Consider the following 20,245-nt stretch of genomic DNA (forward strand, 5'->3'; position numbering starts at 1 on the left):
GTTCCCCGTATGGCCGAAATCAAGGAAGCACTTGTCCCCGATATCGGTGACTACAGCGATGTCCCGGTAATCGAGGTGCTGGTGTCGGTCGGCGATACGGTCAGCAAGGACCAGAGCCTGGTCACGCTGGAATCGGACAAGGCCACGATGGAAGTGCCCTCGTCGGTGTCCGGCGTGGTCAAGGAACTCAAGGTCAAGGTCGGCGATTCGCTGTCGCAGGGCGCGCTGGTGGCGCTGATCGAAGTGGCCGATGCCGGCGCCGAGACCGCTGCTGCCCCCGCTCCGGCGGCTGCGCCCGCTCCGGCGGCTGCGCCCGCTGCTCCGGCCAAGGCCGCGCCCGCTGCCGCCCCGGCCGCCAAGGCTGAGCCGGCCGCGCCTGCCGCATCCTCGGAAGGCGGCCTGGTCGAGGCGCTTGTGCCCGACATCGGCGACTACACCGACATCCCGGTGATCGAAGTGCTGGTCGCCGTCGGCGATACCGTCGCCAAGGACCAGAGCCTGGTCACGCTGGAGTCGGACAAGGCCACGATGGAAGTGCCGTCCTCGGCCGCCGGCGTGGTCAAGGAACTCAAGGTCAAGGTCGGCGACACGCTCTCGCAGGGCAATGTGGTCGCCATCATCGCGGCCAGCGATGGCGGTGCCGGTGCGGCGCAGTCCCCGGCCAAGCCCACCACCGAGACCGCCGAAACGGCGGGCAAGGTCGAGCCGGTCGCGGTGTCCGCGGTACCGGACAAACTGGCCCAGCGCGAGATCGCGCAGGTACAGGGCGCGCGCTCCAGCGAGGCGTCGCAGCCTGCACAGGGCGGCCAGCCATCGGCCGGCAACCCGTCCAGCCCGCCGGTGACCTTCGACGCCGACAGCGTGCTGCCGTCCAAGGTGGCCTATGCCAGCCCGGTGGTGCGCGTGTTCGCACGCGAGCTGGGCGTGGATCTGAACCAGCTCAAGGGCAGCGAAAAGGGCGGCCGCATCACCCGCGAAGACGTGCAGCGCTTCGTCAAGGCCGCACTTAGTGGCGGCGCGCCTGCCGCGGCCGGTGCTGCGCCGGCCGGCGGTGGCAATGGGTTGAACCTGCTGGCCTGGCCGAAGGTGGACTTCAGCAAGTTCGGCGAGACCGAAACCCAGCCGCTGTCGCGCATCAAGAAGATTTCCGGTGCCAACCTGGCACGCAACTGGGCGATGATTCCGCACGTCACCCAGTTCGAATCGGCCGACATCACCGACCTGGAAGCCCTGCGCGTGGCCCTCAACAAGGAAAACGAGAAGGCGGGCATCAAGCTCACCATGCTCGCCTTCCTGGTCAAAGCCAGCGCCGCGGGGTTGAAAAAATTCCCCGAGTTCAACGCCTCGCTCGATGCGGCAGGCGAAAACCTCACGCTGAAGAAGTACATCAACATCGGCTTTGCCGCCGACACGCCGAACGGTCTGGTCGTGCCGGTGATCCGCGATGTCGACAAGAAGGGCGTGCTGCAGATCGCGCAGGAAAGCGGCGAGCTGGCCAAGAAGGCGCGCGACGGCAAGCTGGGCCCGGCCGACATGAGCGGCGGCTGCTTCTCGATCAGCTCGCTCGGCGGCATCGGTGGTACGGCGTTCACGCCGATCATCAACGCGCCGGAAGTGGCGATCCTGGGCGTGTCCAAGTCGGCGATGCAGCCGGTGTGGAACGGCAAGGAGTTCGCGCCCAAGTTGATGCTGCCGTTGTCGTTGAGCTACGACCACCGCGTCATCGACGGCGCGCTGGCTGCACGCTTCACCACCTATCTCGCCCAGGTGCTGGCCGACATGCGACGCGTCCTGCTGTGAGAGCGGCGCTGCTGACGCTCGCCCTGCTGGGCGTGCTGCCGTGCACGGCTGCGGCGGCACGCGAGTGCGAGAGCGCGCTCGGGCGCGGCTGGCCGCCGGCGGTGGGCAACTACGGCACCGCGGTGACCACGCTGCTCGATGCTGGCGGCAAGCCAAGCTTGTCGTTGCTCACGCTGCCCACCCGCGGCGTGGAAAGCGGCGTCTCGCTGCTGCCGGGCAAGGACGGCGCCGACTGGACCCTGCGCCACAGCCGCGCCGACGAGCGCGTCTACAGCTGGGTCAGCCAGAGCGATCGCGGCAGCGTGCAGTTCCGCACCAAGCAGACCCCGGAAACGGTGGAAATTCCGATTCCGGCAGCGTTGGCAAAGCGCCTGGTCAGCAACTGGACCGCCGCACTGACCCAGCTCGCACCGACCGGACGCACCGCGCCGGTGAACGAGGGCGAGGTGCTGTCGTTCCAGGTCGATGGCGTGCGCTACAGCGGCGCGCGTCCGGGCTGCGGCGCCGGCGAGTTGCTGGTGCAGCAGGCCGCGTTGCTGATCGAAGCCAGCGAAGGCAAGGAAAAGAAGCGCGACAAGCGCTGGACCCAAATCGAATCGTCGCTGGATGAACTCCAGCAGACGCTTGCCGGCACGGCCGGTTGAGCCACAGGAGAAGCAAATGGCGGTCATTGAAATCAAGGTTCCCGACATCGGCGATTACAGCGATGTCCCCGTCATCGAAGTGCTGGTCGCCGTCGGCGACAGCGTGGTCAAGGATCAGGGCCTGGTAACGCTGGAATCGGACAAGGCCACGCTGGAAGTGCCGTCCTCGGCTGCGGGCGTGGTCAAGGAGCTCAAGATCAAGGTCGGCGACAACCTGTCCGAAGGGGCGGTCGTGCTGCTGCTGGAAACCGAAGGCGAGGCCGCTGCACCGGCTGCGCCCGCCAAGGCCGACACCAAGCCTGCGCCGGCTGCTGCTGCACCGGCCGCCGCGCCGGGCAGCAAGCCGCCGGTGACGCCCTCGCATCGCGCCCCGGCCGAGCCGGCGCCGTCCAAGCCGGCGCTGGCCAGCGGCAAGCCGGCCGATATCGAATGCAAGATGGTGGTGCTCGGCGCCGGCCCCGGCGGCTACACCGCCGCGTTCCGCGCCGCCGACCTCGGCCTGGACACCGTGCTGATCGAGCGCTATGCCAGCCTGGGCGGGGTCTGCCTCAACGTCGGCTGCATCCCGTCCAAGGCGCTGTTGCATGCCGCCGCGGTGATCGATGAAGTGGCCCATGCCGGCGATTTCGGCGTGGACTTCGGCCAGCCCAAGATCACCCTGGACAAGCTGCGCGAGTACAAGGAAAAAGTGGTGGGCAAGCTCACCGGTGGCCTGGCCAGCATGGCCAAGCAGCGCAAGGTGCGCACCGTCACCGGTGTGGCCAGCTTCGTCTCGCCCAACGAGCTGGAGATCGTCGGCGACGACGGCAAGACCCAGCTGCTGCGCTTCGAGCATTGCGTCATCGCCGCCGGCTCGCAGGCGGTGAAGCTGCCCAACTTCCCGTGGGACGACAAGCGCGTGATGGATTCCACCGACGCGCTGGAACTGCACGACATTCCCAAGACCCTGCTGGTGGTCGGCGGCGGCATCATCGGCCTGGAAATGGCCACGGTGTACAGCGCGCTCGGCAGCAAGGTCACCGTGGTCGAGTTCATGGACCAGCTGATGCCGGGCGCCGACAAGGACCTGGTCAAGCCGCTGGCCGACCGCCTGAAGAAGCAGGGCGTGGAGGTCCATCTCAAGACCAAGGCCACCGACGTCACCGCCGACAAGAGCGGCATCACGGTGTCGTTTGAAGCCGCGACCGAAGGCGAAAAGCCGGGTCTGCAGGCGACCGCCTACGATCGCGTGCTGGTCGCAGTGGGCCGTACGCCCAACGGCAAGAAGATCGGCGCCGATAAGGCCGGCGTCACCGTCACCGAGCGCGGCTTCATCCCGGCCGATCGGCAGATGCGCACCAATGTGCCGCACATCTTCGCCATCGGCGACATCGTCGGTAACCCGATGCTGGCGCACAAGGCCACCCACGAAGGCAAGCTGGCCGCCGAAGTGGCTGCCGGCGAGAAGAAGGAATGGGTGGCGCGGGTGATTCCGTCGGTCGCCTACACCAACCCGGAAATCGCATGGGTCGGCGTCACCGAAACCGAAGCCAAGGCCAAGGGCCTGAAGGTTGGCGTGGCCAAGTTCCCGTGGGCCGCCAGTGGCCGCGCAATCGGCATCGGCCGCACCGAAGGCTTCACCAAACTGATCTTCGATGAAGAAACGCATCGCGTGATCGGTGGTGCCATCGTCGGCGTGCATGCCGGTGATCTGCTGGCCGAAATTGGTCTGGCCATCGAAATGGGCGCGGAGGCCGAAGACATCGGCCACACCATCCACGCGCATCCGACCCTGAGCGAATCGGTCGGAATGGCCGCCGAAGTCTACGACGGCACCATCACCGACCTGCACATCCCGAGGAAGAAGTAAGCCGCGCACATTGCGTGCAGTGCCAACGACGCCCCGCCTTGCGCGGGGCGTCGTCGTTTGGGCGTCGTGGTGTTGATCGCACAGCAAGCCCGTTGGATTCCCAGGCCATCGAGGATCCAGATCAGGTGGACGTGCGGCGCGACAGCGTGGGTGAGACGCCGTTGGCCGACTATGTGTACGTCGCCGCGCACCTCTGCCCAACGCCATAGCGGCGCATTCGGCACATGGAAAAATGCAAAAGGCCCGCAAAAAGCGGGCCTTTTGAGTACTATGCTAGGAGCGACTCAGAACGCAAACGTCACGCCTGCAACCGGACCCTTGAACTCCTGCTTCAAACCGATCAGGCCATCGCTGCCGCGCTGGTCGACGTCGAGCTTGAACCAGTCGTAGCCGGCGAACAGACCGAAGTTCTTGGTGAAGCGGTATTCGGCAATCGCGTTGGCGCGGCTCAGGTCGCCCTTGTAATCGTCGAAGTTGCCCCAGCTGGTGTTGAGGTACTGACCCTGCACGTTGAACAGCCAATGCTCGCTCGGACGCGCGGTGAAGCGGATACCGACCACCGGCGCAACGCCGTCGGCCTTCTCGTTCAACACGTCGCCGCTGAACACGCTGCCCAGATCGGCATAGGCGTTGGCTTCGACCTTGGCGTATTCGGCACCGAGCTGCAGGCCCAGGCTGAATTCCGGCGAATCGATGACCGAGTAGTCATACACCAGGGTGGCGACCTGATACTTCAGCTCACCCTTGATGAAGCTGCCCGTCGGCACGGTGATGCCGCCGCCGCTCAGATCCTGGGTCAGGGTCTCGCGGCGATCCTTGTCGTACTTGAAGTAATCGAAGATCAGGCGCTGACGGGTGCTGATGCGGAACACGCCATCGACACGCGGCTCCCATTCCTTGCCGCCGAGCTTGAAATCTTCATTGACCGACACGTTGTTGCCTACCACCAGCGTGTTGCCACGGATGGTGTTGTCGTTGTCGACGTTCATCGCACCGAGACGAATCTGGAAGCGATCATCGGTGTCTTCGGCATGGGCAGGCGCGGCATAAGCGGCAGCCAGTACGCACGGGATGACCAGTGCGAGAAGGTGTTTCATGGGGAACTCCATCGTTCTAAGAGAGGCAGGCAACCGACCTGTGGCGCGCACTATCGATAAAATGGTGTCGTTCACAAGTGAACGAGCTGTCGATTCGATGTGAAAGCCTAAATAGCAATCGGACAAAACGGTCCGGTGCCGCGGGCAGTTCGACTTTAGTCGTGCGCCGCGCAATCGAGGCGCCAATAACGAAACGATGCGGCTGGTATCGCGCCAGGAACGCGTCGATTGGACCGCCGATGGGAAGGTCGCAGGGTGCGACAAAATGCGTAAAAAGCAGGAGCCCCGGTCTCCCAGGGCTCCTAGACGCAGCCTGCGGCAGTACCTTTCGACGAGGATGTGCAGGCCTCGTAGGTTATGACCGTCTGTTTGTGGCAAAGTTCCCACCCGTTGCCGCAGCACCTGTATGGTGCGCCGCAGCAGCCAGTGACTTCTGCCGGTTGTCTCGCAATTTGTCCCATTGCTATACTTTCGCGGCTCGACGAGGCGCATCTGCGCTTCCCACTCATTCACACGTAAGGTAACCGTAGTGCTGAACTCCGTTGACGCGGGTCGGCGGTTGATGCTGCGCGCTGCGGTATATCCGCTTGCCGCTGTAGCTATAACCAGTCTGGGGTTGCTGTTGGTCGGTCCCCGTTACGCTGCCGGTCTGGCGTTGACCGGATTTGCGACGGTACTGGGCGGCTGGGTCGCAGCACGGACCGCGCTAGGGGGCGGGATCCAGGCGGCAGGTATAGCCATGGTCCGGTTGATCCTGGCGATGGTGTTGAAGTGGGTATTGGTTTTCGTGGCGCTGGCGCTCGGCTTCGGCCTGTGGCGGCTGCCTCCTCTGGCTTTGTTGGCGGGTATCGCCATCGGGCTGATTTTTCAGGTTCTGGCTCTGGCCAGGCGTTGATTCGAACTTAAAGGGCTCCGGACACATGGCGGGCGAGGCAGCAACACCTACCTCCTATATCCAGCATCACTTGCAGAACCTGATCTATCCGGTTCGCGAGGGTGGCGGTACGTTTTGGACCATCCACGTCGACACCCTGGTCATGGCCGTGTTGATGGGCCTGGTGATGGTCGTCGGCTTCTGGACGGCGACCCGCAATGCCACCGCCGGCGTGCCCGGCAAGTGGCAGGCGTTCGTGGAAATCTGCCTGGAGTTCGTCGACCGGCAGGCCAAGGACACCTACCACGGCACCAGCAAGCTGGTGACCCCGATCGCGATCACGATCTTCTTCTGGATCCTGTTGATGAATCTCATCAAGATGATCCCGGCCGACTTCATCGCCATCCCGCTGGGCTGGGCAGGCATCCACGCCTGGAAGCCGGTGCCGACCGCCGACGTCAATGCCACCTTGGGCATGTCGATCAGCGTGTTCTTCCTGATGATCTTCTTCTCGCTGCGCTCCAAGGGCGTGGGCGGCATGACCAAGGAATTCCTGACGGCGCCGTTCGGCAAGTGGATGATGCCGTTCAACCTGCTTTTGAACATCGTCGAGTGGCTGAGCAAGCCGATTTCGTTGGCGATGCGACTGTTCGGCAACATGTTCGGCGGCGAGATCGTCTTCCTGCTGATCTGGGTGCTGGGCGGTGCGGGCATCGCCGGCATGGTTGCTGGCGGCGTATTCGGCCTCGGCTGGATGCTGTTCCACCTGTTGGTGATTCCGCTGCAGGCCTTCATTTTCATGATGCTATCGATCGTGTATCTGAGCCTTGCCGAAGACAGTCACTGAGTTTGCTGCACCCTTCATCTGCTTCATCCCGATTCATCCATCACCCTTAGAAACTTTCGTTCGGAGATCACCATGTACCTCGCCGTCCTGACCAACCTCGCTCAAGTCCAGAGCTCCACCGTCCTCGCCGTCGGCATCATGATCGGCCTGGCCGCGCTGGGTGCCGGCCTCGGTCTGGCCATCATGGCTGGCAAGTTCCTGGAATCTGCCGCGCGCCAGCCGGAACTGATCCCGGTGCTGCAGGTCCGCATGTTCATCACCGCCGGCCTGATCGACGCCGCGTTCATCATCAGTGTCGCTGTCGGCCTGCTGTTCGCCTTCGCCAACCCGCTGGCCCAGGTGTTCATCGAGCGTCTGTCGCAGGCTGCTGGCTGATCCAGCGGTAGCAGGATGTGGGGCCAACCGCGTGCGGTTGTCTCCGCGGATGAAGGTCGGAAAGCGTCGCCATGCGGCGGCGCTTTCACCCCTAAAGAGCGATTGAGCGACCCATGGACATCACCCTTACCATCTTTGCCCAGGCGCTGGCCTTCGCCGGTCTGATCTGGATCGTCGCGACCAAAATCTGGCCGCCGCTGCTGCAGGCGATCGAAGAGCGTCAGCAAAAGATCGCTGAAGGTCTGGCTGCGGCCGATCGCAGTCAGAAGGATCTGGCGCAGGCGCAGGAAAAGGTCAACGAAGCACTGAAGGACGCACGCACCAAGGCCAACGAGATCATCGATCAGGCCCATGCGCGCGCCAACCAGATCATCGAAGCGGCCAAGCACGAGGCAATTGCCGAAGCCAACCGTCAGAAGGATCTGGCGCAGACCGAAATCGACGCATCTGCCACCCGTGCCCGCGAAGAACTGCGCAAGCAGATCTCGGTGCTGGCGGTCAGCGGTGCCGAGAAGCTGCTCAAGCGCGAAATCGATGCCAACGCCCACAAGGCGCTGCTCGACGAGCTGGCGGCGGAGATTTAATCGATGAGCCAGGCCCTCACACTTGCCCGTCCCTACGGCCGTGCCGCGTTTGCGATCGCGCGTGAGGGCGGTACCTTCGCACTCTGGTCCGATGCGCTGGCGTTCTCGGCGCAGGTGGCCGGCGACCCGCGCGTGGCTGCATTGCTGCTCAACCCGGCCCTGAGCCAGGAACAGGCAGTGACGTTGCTGGCGCCGCCAACGGCGAGCGAAGACTATCTGCGTTTTCTTGGCCTGCTAGCCGATGCGCAGCGCCTGTCGGTGCTGCCGGAAATCGCAGGCTTGTACGAACAGCTGCGCGCCGAGGCCGAACATGTCGTCAAGGCGACGGTGACCTCGGCAACCGAAATGACCGCGACCGAGCTGGACACGATCGCTGCTGCGCTGAAGAAGCGTTTTGGCCGCGAGGTGGACATCACTACCGCGGTGGATGCTTCGTTGATCGGCGGCGCGGTGATCGACACCGGCGACGTGGTCATCGACGGCTCGCTGAAGGGCAAGCTCGCGCGTCTGCAAAGCTCGCTCGCCCACTGAATTCACATAAACGCATGGCCCTCGCGGCCGGCACCTAGGACTGAACGATGGCAACCACGCTCAACCCCTCCGAAATCAGCGACCTGATCAAGACCCGCATCGAGACGGTCAAGCTGTCCGCGGAGTCGCGCAACGAAGGCTCCGTGACCAGCGTGTCCGATGGCATCGTGCGCATCTTCGGCCTGGCCGACGTGATGCAGGGCGAAATGATCGAACTGCCCAACAACACTTTTGCGCTTGCGCTGAACCTGGAGCGTGATTCGGTCGGCGCCGTGGTGCTGGGCGACTACGAGAACCTGCGCGAAGGCGACGTGGCCAAGACCACCGGCCGCATCCTGGAAGTGCCGGTGGGTCCGGAGCTGCTCGGTCGCGTGGTCAACGCGCTGGGCGAGCCGATCGACGGCAAGGGCCCGCTGGGCGCGACCCAGACCGCACCGGTGGAGCGTGTTGCGCCGGGCGTGATCTGGCGCAAGTCGGTCGACCAGCCGGTGCAGACCGGTTACAAGTCGGTCGATGCAATGATCCCGATCGGCCGCGGCCAGCGCGAGCTGGTCATCGGCGACCGCCAGACCGGCAAGACCGCGCTGGCGATCGATGCGGTGATCAACCAGAAGGGCACCGGCATCAAGTGCGTCTACGTGGCGATCGGCCAGAAGGCCTCGACCGTTGCCAACATCGTGCGCAAGCTCGAAGAGAACGGCGCGCTGGCACACACCGTGGTGGTGGCGGCGACCGCGTCCGAATCGGCCGCGATGCAGTACATCAGCCCCTACGCCGGCTGCACCATGGGCGAATACTTCATGGACCGCGGCGAAGACGCGCTGATCGTGTACGACGATCTGTCCAAGCAGGCCGTGGCCTACCGCCAGATCTCGCTGCTGCTCAAGCGCCCGCCGGGTCGCGAAGCCTATCCGGGCGACGTGTTCTATCTGCATAGCCGTCTGCTCGAGCGCGCTGCGCGCGTGTCCGAGGAATATGTGGAGAAGTTCACCAACGGTGCGGTGACCGGCAAGACCGGTTCGCTGACCGCGCTGCCGATCATCGAAACGCAGGCTGGCGACGTCTCCGCATTCGTGCCGACCAACGTGATCTCGATCACCGACGGCCAGATCTTCCTGGAAACCGACCTGTTCAACGCCGGTATCCGTCCGGCCGTGAACGCCGGTATCTCGGTGTCGCGCGTCGGTGGTGCGGCCCAGACCAAGATCATCAAGAAGCTGTCCGGCGGCATCCGTATCTCGCTGGCGCAGTACCGTGAGCTGGCTGCGTTCGCGCAGTTCGCCTCGGATCTGGACGAAGCCACCCGCAAGCAGCTCGAGCGCGGTCAGCGCGTCACCGAGCTGATGAAGCAGAAGCAGTACGCGCCGATGTCCATCGCCAACCAGGCGCTGTCGATCTATGCCGTCAACGAGGGCTACCTCGATGAAGTGCCGGTCAACAAGCTGCTGGCGTTCGAAGAAGGCCTGCACGCGCACTTCGCCAACACCCAGGGTGAGCTGATCTCCAAGATCAACACCACCGGCGGTTGGGACAACGACATCGAAGCCGGCTTCAAGAAGGGCATCGAAGAGTTCAAGACCACCGGTAGCTGGTAAGTCAGTAGCCGGGATTTGGGATTGGGCAGTCGGGATTCGTAAGAGCGGTGGTTCGGGGGCTTAGGCCACTCGAAGCACCACTTGCGAATCTCCAGATTCAGGTATTCGGGAGTCGTGGTGCGGGATGCGGGAGGCTTTGGCCAATCCCGAATCACCAATCCCGAATCCCACCAGCGAAGCGAGCGAGCAATGGCAGGCGGACGCGAAATCAAAACCAAGATCAAGAGCGTGCAGAACACCCGCAAGGTGACGCGCGCGCTCGAAATGGTCTCGGCCTCCAAGATCCGCAAGGCGCAGGACCGCATGAAGACCTCGCGCCCCTACGCGCAGGCCATGAAGCAGGTGATCGGGCATCTGGCGCAGGCCAGCACCGACTACCAGCATCCGTTCCTGATGGAGCGTGCGCAGGTCAAGCGGGTCGGCTACATCGTGATCTCTTCCGACCGCGGCCTGGCCGGCGGTCTGAACAACAACCTGTTCCGCAAGATGCTGGGCGAAGTGCGCCCGTGGCAGGAGCAGGGCGCCGAGATCGACGTGGTGACCATCGGTCAGAAGGCCTCGGCGTTCTTCCGCCGCATCAAGGTCAACATGGTCGGCAGCGTCACCCATCTGGGCGACAGCCCGCACATCGAGCAGTTGATCGGTGTGATCAAGGTGATGCTGGATGCCTTCACCGAAGGCAAGGTCGATCGCGTGTATCTGGTCTACAACCGCTTCGTGAACACGATGACGCAGAAGGCCAGCTTCGATCAGCTGCTGCCGCTGCCGGCCGCCGAGCACAAGGTGGCCCATCACGATTGGGATTACCTGTACGAGCCCGATGCCGCCAGCGTGCTGGAGCACGTGATGACGCGCTACATCGAGTCGCTGGTGTATCAGGCCGTGCTGGAAAACGTGGCCTCCGAACATGCCGCGCGCATGGTGGCGATGAAGGCCGCCAGCGACAATGCCAACAAGATGATCGGCACCTTGCAACTGGTCTACAACAAGGCGCGTCAGGCGGCGATCACCCAGGAAATTTCGGAAATCGTCAGCGGCGCGGCCGCCGTATAGCCGGGAATAGGGAATGGAGAATCGGGAATGGTCGAGGCAGTGGCACTTGATCTTCCCAATCCCGAATCCCGTTTCCCCAATCCCGACACCAGAATCGAACAGACATTAGTGGAGTTATCCAAATGAGTCAGGGCAAGATCGTTCAGATCATCGGCGCGGTCGTCGACGTCGAATTCCAGCGCCATGAAGTGCCGAAGGTCTATCACGCGTTGAAGGTCGAAGGCACCGAAATCACCCTGGAAGTGCAGCAGCAGCTCGGCGATGGCGTGGTGCGCACGATTGCGCTCGGCTCCACCGACGGCCTGAAGCGCAACCTGCTGGCCACCAACACCGAGCGTGCGATTTCGGTGCCGGTCGGCGCCGGGACGCTGGGCCGCATCATGGATGTGCTGGGTCGTCCGATCGACGAAGCCGGCGAGGTGCAGGCCTCGGACCATTGGGAAATCCACCGCGCTGCGCCGTCGTACGAAGACCAGTCCTCCAGCACCGAGTTGCTGGAAACCGGCATCAAGGTCATCGACCTGATGTGCCCGTTCGCCAAGGGCGGCAAGGTCGGCCTGTTCGGCGGCGCCGGCGTCGGCAAGACCGTCAACATGATGGAACTGATCAACAACATCGCCAAGGCGCACTCGGGGTTGTCCGTGTTTGCCGGCGTGGGCGAGCGTACCCGTGAGGGCAACGACTTCTACCACGAGATGAAGGACTCCAACGTTCTGGACAAGGTCGCGATGGTCTACGGCCAGATGAACGAGCCGCCGGGCAACCGACTGCGCGTTGCGCTGACCGGCCTGACCATGGCCGAGTACTTCCGCGACGAGAAGGACGAGAACGGCAAGGGCAAGGACGTGCTGCTGTTCGTCGACAACATCTACCGCTACACGCTGGCCGGTACCGAAGTGTCCGCGCTGCTCGGCCGTATGCCGTCGGCAGTGGGTTACCAGCCGACCCTGGCCGAGGAAATGGGTGTGTTGCAGGAACGCATCACCTCGACCAAGAGCGGTTCGATCACCTCGATCCAGGCCGTGTACGTGCCTGCGGACGACCTGACCGACCCGTCGCCGGCGACCACCTTCGCCCACCTGGATTCCACCGTCACCCTGAGCCGTAACATCGCCTCGCTGGGTATCTATCCGGCCGTGGATCCGCTGGATTCCACCAGCCGCCAGATGGACCCGTTGGTGATCGGTCACGAGCATTACGACACCGCCCAGCGCGTGCAGCAGACCTTGCAGAAGTACAAGGAACTGAAGGACATCATCGCGATCCTGGGCATGGACGAGCTGAGCGAAGAAGACAAGCAGTCGGTGTCGCGCGCACGCAAGATCGAGCGCTTCTTCAGCCAGCCCTTCCACGTGGCCGAAGTGTTCACCGGCTCGCCGGGCAAGTACGTCTCGCTGAAGGACACCATCCGCGGCTTCAAGGCGATCTGCGACGGCGAGTACGACCACCTGCCGGAGCAGGCGTTCTACATGGTCGGCAGCATCGAAGAAGCGGTCGAGAAAGCCAACAAGATGAGCGCCAAGGCCTGATGCGATCCCAGCCGCTGTGCGGCTGGAATCGGGAATCGGGAATCGGGAATCGTAAAGGCGGGTTGTAGGCGAGTCGGAAATGTGGGAACCAGGAAGCGTACGCAGCCAGCGGCTCTTCCCATTCCCGATTCCCGATTCCCGATTCCCCGCCTCACAGAGTGAGGCACCATGAGCACTATCCGTTGCGACATCGTCAGCGCCGAGAAGGAAATCTTCCACGGTGAGGCGACGCTGGTCGTGGCCACCGGCGAGTTGGGCGAGCTGGGCATTGCGCCCAAGCACGCGCCGCTGATCACGCGGCTGAAGCCGGGCAAGGTGGTGGTCACCACCGCCAGTGGCGAGCAGCTGGACTTCGCCATTTCCGGCGGCATCCTGGAAGTGCAGCCGCAGGTGGTGACCGTGCTGGTCGACACCGCGGTGCGCGCGCAGGACATCGACGAAGCCGCCGTGCGCAAGGTCAAGGAAGAGGCCGAACGTCTGCTGGCCAACCGTGGCGACGCGGTGGATGTGGCGGAAGCACAGCGTCGGTTGACCGAGGCGACCGTGCAGTTGCAGGCGCTCGAACGTTTGCGTCGCACTCTCAAGCACTGAGTGTCAGGGCATGCGGGCGTCGGATGGCGCATGCACCCCGAGGGTTGGAAGCACGGCCAGCTGCGCGTGTAGAAATCGAAACGCCGACCATCGTGTCGGCGTTTTTCGTTTTTGCGGATGCGCGTGCGTGATGCGGCCCGCACGCGTCGAGGCAGCAGGCACACTGCATGCCTTACATCGTGCCGCTGCTTGCCAGCGGTCCGGCAGCTCATGCATGCCCGTTAAGGAACGCCAGATGGCCCGCAAGATCGATGGTTTTCGTGGTTTCGCGCTGACTGGCCTGTTGGCCGTGGCGATGCTGGGGTGTGCGCTGCCGGCGCGCAGCCAGCCGCCGCTGGATCCGTTGCTGGATCGCATCGTGCAGCGCAATGCGATCGGCGATGCGGTGGCGCTGAGCAAGTGGGACAGCGGCAAGCCGGTGCTGGATCAGACCCGCGAGGCGGCGGTGCTGCAGAGCGTGCGCGATCAGGCCGCTGCGCACGGGCTGGATGCCGACGATGCGGCGCGGTTCTTTGCGGCGCAGATCGAGGCCAACAAGGCAGTGCAATACGCATTGTTGAATCACTGGCGCGAACGCGGACGCGCGCCGGACACCGCACGTCCGGATCTGGCGACGTTGCGTGTGCGCCTGGATCAGCTGCAAGGCGAATTGCTCGATGCATTGGCCGACGTTGCACCCTTGCGCGCAGCGCCCGGGTGCCCGGCCAGCACCGCGCGCGCAGCAGCGCATTATGCGGCGCAATGGCAGCTGGATGCGCTGCATCGCGCCGCACTGGTGCGCAGCTTGGGCGATTTCTGCCACTAAACCCCGCACCGCCACCAGCACTCAAGCACCGATCGTCCCCTCAGGAGGGGGACGCTCTACCGAGCACGCGATCAGCGATGCGCTAGACGTGTATTGGCTGATCTGCACCTGGCGGCGACATGGATCGCGTTTTCTTCAATCGAAAGCAGCAGCGTCTTCGGTCACTGCGTTAGCGTCAGTGCGCTCGCTCAGCGATACACCACATGCCGGCCAAGAAAAAACGACACGATCGCCAACCCGCCTTCCACCAGCGGTTTGGCCAGCCAGGCCTGACGCAGGCCGAGCAGATCCACCGTCGCCGACAGCAGCCAGGTGCTGATGAGTGTGAGCACCAGCCACATCACCGCAAAGCGGCGGAAGCGCTGCCAGCCCAGACGTGCACCACCTTCCTGGGCGAAGGTGTAGCGGCCGTTTAGCCAGAAGCCAAGCACTGCACCGCTGATGCGCCCGAGCAGATTGGCAGGCACTGTCGGCATGCCCGCCGCCGTGGCGGCAATGAAGATGCCGCAATCCACAGCCAATTGCAGGGCGCCAATCAGGGTGAACTGGCTGCCTTGGCGGAACAGACTCATGCGGGCCGGGTGATCGTGAGAGGGCGCTCATGCTAACGGCAGCGGCGCTTAAAAATCGTAATCACCAAAAGACGGCGATGCGGTAACGACGCGCTGCCGAGACAGCGACTAGAATTTGTCCATCTCACGTTTTGGAACGCTTCGATGACTTTGCCCCTGCACGTCGTGATCCTGGCCGCGGGAGAGGGCAAGCGCATGCGCTCGTCCCTGCCCAAGGTGCTGCAGCCGCTTGCCGGCCAGCCGATGCTGGCGCACGTGATCGCCACTGCGCGGCAGTTGCAGCCAGCCGCGATCCATGTGGTGCACGGGCACGGTGGTGAGCAGGTGCAGGCGGCGTTCGCTGCGCAAAGCGATCTGCACTGGGCCGAGCAACGTCAGCAACTGGGCACCGGGCATGCGGTGCAGCAGGCGATGCATGCGATTCCGGACGCAGCCACGGTGCTGGTGTTGTACGGCGATGTGCCGCTGATCCAGTCCAACGACTTGCTGCAACTGCTGCACGCACCCGGGCGCATGGCGGTGCTGGTGGCCGATGTGCCCAATCCCAGCGGTTACGGCCGCATCCTGCGCGATGCCGAAGGCAAGGTCGCCGCGATCGTCGAGCAGAAGGATGCCAACGACGAGCAGCGCCGCATCCGCACCATCAACACCGGCATCCTCACCGCCGAGTCCACGGCGCTGCGTCGTTGGCTGAGTGGTTTGTCGAACCAGAATGCGCAGGGCGAGTTCTATCTCACCGATGTGTTTGCCAGCGCCGCGGCCGATTTCACCCCGGCCGACATGGTGCATGTGAGTGATCCGCAGGATGTGGAAGGTGCCAACGACCTGTGGCAACTCGCGCTACTGGAGCGTGCCTGGCAGACACGTGCGGCACGTGCGCTGTGCCTGCGCGGCGTGCGCATGGCCGACCCGGCGCGCGTGGAGCAACGCGGCACGGTGACAGTGGGCAATGACGTGCAACTGGATATCGATGTGATTCTGGAAGGCGAGGTGACGCTGGGCGATGGCGTGGTGATCGGCCCGTTCGTACGGCTGCGCGATGTCACGCTCGGCGCCGGTACGCAGGTGCGTGCGCATTGCGATCTGGAAGGCGTGGTGACCGAAGGCGCAGCGATAATCGGCCCGTTCGCGCGGCTACGGCCTGGCACGGTGCTGGCCGATGGCGTGCATATCGGCAACTTTGTCGAGACCAAAAAGGTCACGATGGGCGTAGGCAGCAAGGCCAACCATCTGACCTATCTGGGCGATGCGGTGATCGGCAGCAAGGTCAACATCGGCGCCGGCACCATCACCTGCAACTACGACGGCGTGAACAAGTCGCAGACCACCATCGGCGATGGCGCCTTCGTCGGCTCCAACAGCGCGTTGGTGGCACCGATCGTCATCGGTGCCATGGCCAACATTGGCGCGGGCTCGGTGATCACCCGCGATGCGCCTGCCGGCCAGCTCAGCGTGGCGCGTGCGCGTCAGACCGTGATCGAAGGCTGGGAGCGTCCGACCAAGAAATAGCGGTGGGTGCATGCGGCTTGGTCGTCGTACTGCACCGCATGCTGCACCTGCGCTGTGCAGTGACGACACTGGCAGACCACGCACGTCGCCAACGATTACGAGGTGCCCGATGCAAACGCGACGCTATGCACTGCTGTTGATGGTGTTCTTGGCAGCGCTGCTACCAGGGGCGGTATCCGCACAGACCTTTCGGCTGTATCTGGCGCCGGATGGCAACGACGCCGCGGCGGGCACCAGTGCCTCGACGGCGTTGCGTAGTTTGAGTGCCGCCCAACAGCGCTTGCTCGAACGGCGCCCCACCGGCGCGGTAGATGTGGTGATTGCCGCAGGCACCTATTTGCGGCAGTCGGTGCAATGGACATTCACCAACGGCGCGTCCATTCGCTTCATCGCAGCATCCGATGCCGCCACGCCACCGTGGTTCGATGGACGCGGTGGCGCTACCTGGTTCACGCTGAAGGGCGGCGGCAATGCTGCCACGCGGCTGACCTTCGCCGGTTTGAAAGTCAGCAATTACTGGATGGCAATGGACCTGGGCAGCAGCAAACGCAGCCAGGACGGCAACAGCGGCAACGTGATCCGCAACATGACCTTCGAGCGGATCGGTGGCATCCATGGCAGCAGCAGCGAAGCGGCGTATTCATTCGCGGCGATCCGCTTGCAGAATTCGCGCGACAACCGCATCGAACGCAATCGCTTCGTGTCGATCGAAAACGACACCAAGACCTCAGGCTTCATCCATGCAATCTATCTGGCGCGTCACTCCTCCGGTAACCGCATCGAAGGCAATACCTTTACCAACGTCAACGGCGATGCCGTACGCACCCGCGATGCCTCGGACAACACCTATGTCGGTACCAATCGCTTCGTCCGGGCCGGCAAGTACGCGGCGTTTTCGGACTGGATCAAGCCTGAAGGCGAGTGTCCCTCGCAAGGCGGGCAGTTCTTCGACAACACGGTGGGGGCTGGCTATTACGGCGCGATCGACGCCACGCGAACGACAGGTGCAGACGATGCCTGTGGTGCGTTGAAAAAACCGCGCATCGAAGAGCGCGGGACGCTTCGTGGCGGGTGAAGCCGTTATCAAACGGTTGCTCGCTACAGCTTGCAGCGAACTAACCGGCCACCGCAGACGGCAGCAACAAGGTGACGCATAACCCGCCGTGTTCGCGATTGTGCAGCGAGATGCGTCCGCCGTGGGCTTCGGCGATCTCGCGGGTGAGCGCAAGTCCGAGCCCGGTGCCGTTGCGCTTGGTCGAGTAGAACGGCATCAGCGCGTTATGCAGCACGGCCTCGTTCATGCCGTTGCCGCGGTCCAGCACTTCGATGCGCAGCCATTGCGGCACGCGGGTCACGCGCACAGCGACGTCGCTGTTGGGTGGCTGCGCCTCGCTGCAGGCTTCGTGCGCATTCTTGAGCAGGTTGAGTAATGCCTGCTCGATCTGCGCCGCATCGATGCGGCTGGAGACATCCGCCAGCGCGCCTTGCAGCTGGAACGGGATCTGTTGCCGCAAACGCTCCAGAAACGGCGCCCATTCGATGGTCTGCAGCTGCGGCTGCGGCAACTTGGCAAAGCGTGCGTAGCCGCGGATGAAGCCTTCCAGATGGCGTGCGCGCTCTTCGATGGTTTCGAACACGATGCCGAGCCGGTCGGTACGTTCGCGACGCAGCAGCTCGGCGCCGGAATGTGCCAACGAGGCGATCGGTGCAAGCGAATTGTTCAGCTCGTGGCTGATCACACGGATCACCTTCTTCCAGGTCTGCACTTCCTGGCGGCGCAGTTCGTTGGTCAATGTGCGGATCAACAACAGCTCGTGGCCGCGTCCGTTGAGATGAAAACTGCGGCGGGAGAGGTGATAGATCTGCTCGTCGTCTTCGTCATCGCCGTCTTCGCGTACTGCGAACAGACAATCGCCGCCGCGTGCCAAGGCATCGCGCAATTCGTTCGGCATGCGGCTGAGCACATCGTCCAGATGCTGGCCTTCGAGTTTGCGGCCGTCATGCAGCAGCTTGCGCGCAGCGTTGTTGGAGAAACCAATACGGCGCACACCATCGCCGCCGGCCACCACCAGCAACATCGCCACCGGGGTGTTCTGCAACATGGTGTCGAGCATCAATTCGCGCTGCACCAGATTGCGCCGTTGCGCGCGCAGCACCTCGCCCAGCTCTGCGTGCGCCTGCACCAGCTGCGCCAGCTCGTCGGTGCCGCGCCAGTACACGCCGAAGTTGTATTCGCCATCGCGGTAGCTGCTGGTGGTGCCGGCCAGTGCGCGGAACAGCGAGCGCATCGGAGCTGTGGCGCGGCTGAGGCTGAACCACATTGCCGACAACAGGACCACTGCCGATAACACCGCCACTTCCCAGCCACGGTCCAGCCAGTACGCCGTGAACCAAGGCAGCGCGGCCGCCAGCGCCAGCACCGGCAACAGCCGCAAAAACAGCGAGAACGTGAAGGAACGCTGCCACATGCGGATATTCATTCCGAAGTGATGCCGTAGCGGTCCATGCGCCGATACAGGGCCTGTCGGCTCAGCCCCAACTCGGCGGCGGCCTGAGCGATGACCCCTTGCGCGCGCGCCAGTGCCTGTTCGATGCGGGCACGATCCGGCTCGCCTGCCGCCGGCGCAACCGGGCGTGGTGCGGCTGCGCGTGGCAAGTTCAGATCGCTGGCTTCGATACGCACACCTTGCGCGAGCAGGCACGCACGTTGCAGCACGTTGCGCAGCTCGCGCACGTTGCCGGGCCATGCGTGCCGTTGCAAGGCATCGCGCGCCTGCGTGGACAGCGGTTTGTCGCCGGCCAGAAAGTGCTCAGCCAATGGCCCGATATCGCCGGGGCGTTCGGCCAGTGCGGGTAGCGCGATTTCCACCGTGTTGAGCCGGTAATACAGATCCTCGCGGAAGCTGCCTTCGCGGATCATCGCTTGCAGGTCGGCATTGGTGGCGCTGATCACGCGCACCTTGGCGTGGCGTTCGCGATTGGAGCCCAGGCGCTCGTAGCGGCCGGTTTCCAGCACGCGCAGCAACTTCATCTGACCTGCCAATGGCAGGTTGCCGATTTCGTCGAGAAACAGCGTGCCGCCATCGGCCGCTTCGAACTTGCCTTCGCGCGCCTTGTTCGCACCGGTGTAAGCACCAGCCTCGGCACCGAACAATTCTGCTTCGATCAATTCACCGGGCAGTGCGCCACAGTTGAGCGCGATGAACGGGCCGTTCTTTGCCGGCGAGTTGGCCTGGATGATCTCGGCGATCTTCTCCTTGCCGCTGCCGTTGGGGCCGGTGATCAGCACCGGCAGGTCCGAGCGTGCGACCTGGCAGGCGAGCGCGATCGCGCGTTCGCTGGCCGGGTCGGCGAACACCGCGCCGCGCAGGTCGTAACGTTGGGTCAGCTGCTCGCGACCGCGCCGCTCGCGCTCGCGGCGGCGTTCCAGTTCGCGGCGTGCTTCGGAGAGTTCCAGCAGGTTGTTGACCGTGGTTAGCAGCTTGGTGTCGTCCCAGGGCTTGGCGATGTAGTCTGCCGCACCGGCCTTGACCAGGCCCACCGCGCTGCCCAGATGGGTCCAGGCGGTGAGCAGGATCACCGGCAGATCGGGGTGGCGCTGACGGATCTGCGCGAACAGCGCTTCGCCTTCCTCACCGGAGGTGGTGTCGGCGGTGAAGTTCATGTCCTGGATCACCAGATCGAACCCTTGCTCGTCCAGCAACGCCAATCCGGTCTGCGGCGAATGCGCATGCCGCGCGTCGATGTCGTGCAACGAAAACAGCACCTCCAGCGCGGTGGCCACGGCGGTGTTGTCGTCGATGATCAAAATCTGCGGCATCGGGTGCTCGGTAAAAGGCGCGAAGGAGAGAGTTCTATCAGAACAGGATTCGAGACATGGCGGAACTGTACGAGATACGGGGAGCGCGCGGGTCGAGCAGCGATTAGCCAGACAGGGCGGAACCCGGCAGTGTCTTGATCGGTTGATCAGTGCAGGGGAGTCGGCAAGAG

The 20,245-nt window shown here is 63.9% G+C and carries 19 protein-coding genes; 15 read left to right on the forward strand and 4 right to left on the reverse strand.

The features are described 5' to 3' along the window. The first annotated feature begins 9 nt into the window (after positions 1–9). From NMB96_RS09495 to lpdA, 3 genes are read left to right on the forward strand one after another with little or no spacing between them, the layout of a single operon-like run. A complete protein-coding gene (locus NMB96_RS09495; RefSeq protein WP_023902445.1) occupies positions 10–1,800 on the forward strand; it encodes a dihydrolipoyllysine-residue acetyltransferase in 1,791 nt (596 codons plus the stop codon). Continuing rightward, on the forward strand, positions 1,797–2,444 hold the full coding sequence (locus NMB96_RS09500; RefSeq protein ID WP_255086744.1) for a hypothetical protein: 648 nt from the start codon (positions 1,797–1,799) through the stop codon (positions 2,442–2,444). Before NMB96_RS09495 ends, NMB96_RS09500 begins: the two co-directional genes overlap by 4 nt. Before the next feature lie 16 nt (positions 2,445–2,460). Beyond that, the gene (gene lpdA / locus NMB96_RS09505; RefSeq protein WP_255086745.1) at positions 2,461–4,293 is read left to right on the forward strand and encodes a dihydrolipoyl dehydrogenase; all 1,833 of its coding nucleotides are present in this window, start codon (positions 2,461–2,463) and stop codon (positions 4,291–4,293) included. Between the two features lie 284 nt (positions 4,294–4,577). On the opposite strand, the gene NMB96_RS09510 is transcribed toward lpdA, so the two are convergent. Next, positions 4,578–5,390: a hypothetical protein gene (locus NMB96_RS09510; RefSeq protein ID WP_023902449.1), complete on the reverse strand. Its 813-nt coding sequence runs from the start codon at positions 5,388–5,390 to the stop codon at positions 4,578–4,580. A gap of 529 nt (positions 5,391–5,919) precedes the next feature. Here NMB96_RS09510 and NMB96_RS09515 point away from each other — a divergent pair. From NMB96_RS09515 to NMB96_RS09560, 10 genes are all read left to right on the forward strand, one after another. After that, positions 5,920–6,285 (forward strand): hypothetical protein, encoded by a 366-nt coding sequence (locus tag NMB96_RS09515; protein ID WP_005920882.1) that lies wholly within the window; start codon positions 5,920–5,922, stop codon positions 6,283–6,285. Between the two features lie 25 nt (positions 6,286–6,310). Beyond that, a complete protein-coding gene (atpB, locus tag NMB96_RS09520) occupies positions 6,311–7,111 on the forward strand; it encodes a F0F1 ATP synthase subunit A (protein ID WP_006450422.1) in 801 nt (266 codons plus the stop codon). 72 nt (positions 7,112–7,183) lie between these two features. Then, positions 7,184–7,486: a F0F1 ATP synthase subunit C gene (gene atpE / locus NMB96_RS09525; RefSeq protein ID WP_002814105.1), complete on the forward strand. Its 303-nt coding sequence runs from the start codon at positions 7,184–7,186 to the stop codon at positions 7,484–7,486. A gap of 113 nt (positions 7,487–7,599) precedes the next feature. Further along, positions 7,600–8,070, forward strand: coding sequence for a F0F1 ATP synthase subunit B (locus NMB96_RS09530; protein WP_006450423.1), 471 nt, complete (start codon positions 7,600–7,602; stop codon positions 8,068–8,070). Positions 8,071–8,073: 3 nt separating this feature from the next. After that, positions 8,074–8,601, forward strand: coding sequence for a F0F1 ATP synthase subunit delta (locus NMB96_RS09535; protein WP_176341648.1), 528 nt, complete (start codon positions 8,074–8,076; stop codon positions 8,599–8,601). Between the two features lie 47 nt (positions 8,602–8,648). Continuing rightward, positions 8,649–10,196 carry a F0F1 ATP synthase subunit alpha gene (gene atpA, locus NMB96_RS09540; RefSeq protein WP_055824757.1) on the forward strand — a complete coding sequence of 516 codons (1,548 nt, stop codon included), beginning with the start codon at positions 8,649–8,651 and terminating at the stop codon, positions 10,194–10,196. Positions 10,197–10,385: 189 nt separating this feature from the next. Continuing rightward, positions 10,386–11,249 carry a F0F1 ATP synthase subunit gamma gene (gene atpG, locus NMB96_RS09545; RefSeq protein WP_006450426.1) on the forward strand — a complete coding sequence of 288 codons (864 nt, stop codon included), beginning with the start codon at positions 10,386–10,388 and terminating at the stop codon, positions 11,247–11,249. Between the two features lie 122 nt (positions 11,250–11,371). Continuing rightward, a complete protein-coding gene (gene atpD, locus NMB96_RS09550; RefSeq protein WP_023902450.1) occupies positions 11,372–12,778 on the forward strand; it encodes a F0F1 ATP synthase subunit beta in 1,407 nt (468 codons plus the stop codon). 168 nt (positions 12,779–12,946) lie between these two features. Continuing rightward, positions 12,947–13,369: a F0F1 ATP synthase subunit epsilon gene (locus NMB96_RS09555; RefSeq protein WP_184409146.1), complete on the forward strand. Its 423-nt coding sequence runs from the start codon at positions 12,947–12,949 to the stop codon at positions 13,367–13,369. A gap of 235 nt (positions 13,370–13,604) precedes the next feature. Further along, positions 13,605–14,174 carry a chorismate mutase gene (locus tag NMB96_RS09560; protein WP_255086746.1) on the forward strand — a complete coding sequence of 190 codons (570 nt, stop codon included), beginning with the start codon at positions 13,605–13,607 and terminating at the stop codon, positions 14,172–14,174. 188 nt (positions 14,175–14,362) lie between these two features. Here NMB96_RS09560 and NMB96_RS09565 read toward each other — a convergent pair whose 3' ends face one another. Then, a complete protein-coding gene (locus NMB96_RS09565; RefSeq protein WP_006450430.1) occupies positions 14,363–14,746 on the reverse strand; it encodes a GtrA family protein in 384 nt (127 codons plus the stop codon). Between the two features lie 144 nt (positions 14,747–14,890). Between NMB96_RS09565 and glmU the strand changes: the two genes are divergently transcribed. Together glmU and NMB96_RS09575 are read left to right on the forward strand one after the other, a co-directional pair. Continuing rightward, the gene (gene glmU / locus NMB96_RS09570; RefSeq protein WP_255086747.1) at positions 14,891–16,255 is read left to right on the forward strand and encodes a bifunctional UDP-N-acetylglucosamine diphosphorylase/glucosamine-1-phosphate N-acetyltransferase GlmU; all 1,365 of its coding nucleotides are present in this window, start codon (positions 14,891–14,893) and stop codon (positions 16,253–16,255) included. A gap of 109 nt (positions 16,256–16,364) precedes the next feature. Continuing rightward, positions 16,365–17,330 (forward strand): NosD domain-containing protein, encoded by a 966-nt coding sequence (locus NMB96_RS09575; protein ID WP_255086748.1) that lies wholly within the window; start codon positions 16,365–16,367, stop codon positions 17,328–17,330. 40 nt (positions 17,331–17,370) lie between these two features. On the opposite strand, the gene NMB96_RS09580 is transcribed toward NMB96_RS09575, so the two are convergent. Next, the gene (locus NMB96_RS09580) at positions 17,371–18,723 is read right to left on the reverse strand and encodes a sensor histidine kinase (protein ID WP_043889661.1); all 1,353 of its coding nucleotides are present in this window, start codon (positions 18,721–18,723) and stop codon (positions 17,371–17,373) included. An 8-nt stretch (positions 18,724–18,731) separates the two neighbouring features. Further along, positions 18,732–20,075, reverse strand: a complete 1,344-nt coding sequence (locus NMB96_RS09585) for a sigma-54-dependent transcriptional regulator (RefSeq protein WP_023902455.1) — start codon at positions 20,073–20,075, stop codon at positions 18,732–18,734. Positions 20,076–20,245: the final 170 nt, after the last annotated feature.

Source organism: Xanthomonas hortorum (assembly GCF_024339125.1).
Classification (GTDB): domain Bacteria; phylum Pseudomonadota; class Gammaproteobacteria; order Xanthomonadales; family Xanthomonadaceae; genus Xanthomonas; species Xanthomonas hortorum.

Coding starts and splice junctions, on each gene's coding strand:
- NMB96_RS09495 (WP_023902445.1), top strand. CDS start 10: ATGGCCGAAATCAAGGAAGCACTTGTCCCCGATATCGGTGACTACAGC.
- lpdA (WP_255086745.1), top strand. CDS start 2,461: ATGGCGGTCATTGAAATCAAGGTTCCCGACATCGGCGATTACAGCGAT.
- NMB96_RS09510 (WP_023902449.1), bottom strand. CDS start 5,390: ATGAAACACCTTCTCGCACTGGTCATCCCGTGCGTACTGGCTGCCGCT.
- atpB (WP_006450422.1), top strand. CDS start 6,311: ATGGCGGGCGAGGCAGCAACACCTACCTCCTATATCCAGCATCACTTG.
- atpE (WP_002814105.1), top strand. CDS start 7,184: ATGTACCTCGCCGTCCTGACCAACCTCGCTCAAGTCCAGAGCTCCACC.
- NMB96_RS09530 (WP_006450423.1), top strand. CDS start 7,600: ATGGACATCACCCTTACCATCTTTGCCCAGGCGCTGGCCTTCGCCGGT.
- NMB96_RS09535 (WP_176341648.1), top strand. CDS start 8,074: ATGAGCCAGGCCCTCACACTTGCCCGTCCCTACGGCCGTGCCGCGTTT.
- atpA (WP_055824757.1), top strand. CDS start 8,649: ATGGCAACCACGCTCAACCCCTCCGAAATCAGCGACCTGATCAAGACC.
- atpG (WP_006450426.1), top strand. CDS start 10,386: ATGGCAGGCGGACGCGAAATCAAAACCAAGATCAAGAGCGTGCAGAAC.
- atpD (WP_023902450.1), top strand. CDS start 11,372: ATGAGTCAGGGCAAGATCGTTCAGATCATCGGCGCGGTCGTCGACGTC.
- NMB96_RS09555 (WP_184409146.1), top strand. CDS start 12,947: ATGAGCACTATCCGTTGCGACATCGTCAGCGCCGAGAAGGAAATCTTC.
- NMB96_RS09560 (WP_255086746.1), top strand. CDS start 13,605: ATGGCCCGCAAGATCGATGGTTTTCGTGGTTTCGCGCTGACTGGCCTG.
- NMB96_RS09565 (WP_006450430.1), bottom strand. CDS start 14,746: ATGAGTCTGTTCCGCCAAGGCAGCCAGTTCACCCTGATTGGCGCCCTG.
- glmU (WP_255086747.1), top strand. CDS start 14,891: ATGACTTTGCCCCTGCACGTCGTGATCCTGGCCGCGGGAGAGGGCAAG.
- NMB96_RS09575 (WP_255086748.1), top strand. CDS start 16,365: ATGCAAACGCGACGCTATGCACTGCTGTTGATGGTGTTCTTGGCAGCG.
- NMB96_RS09580 (WP_043889661.1), bottom strand. CDS start 18,723: ATGTGGCAGCGTTCCTTCACGTTCTCGCTGTTTTTGCGGCTGTTGCCG.
- NMB96_RS09585 (WP_023902455.1), bottom strand. CDS start 20,075: ATGCCGCAGATTTTGATCATCGACGACAACACCGCCGTGGCCACCGCG.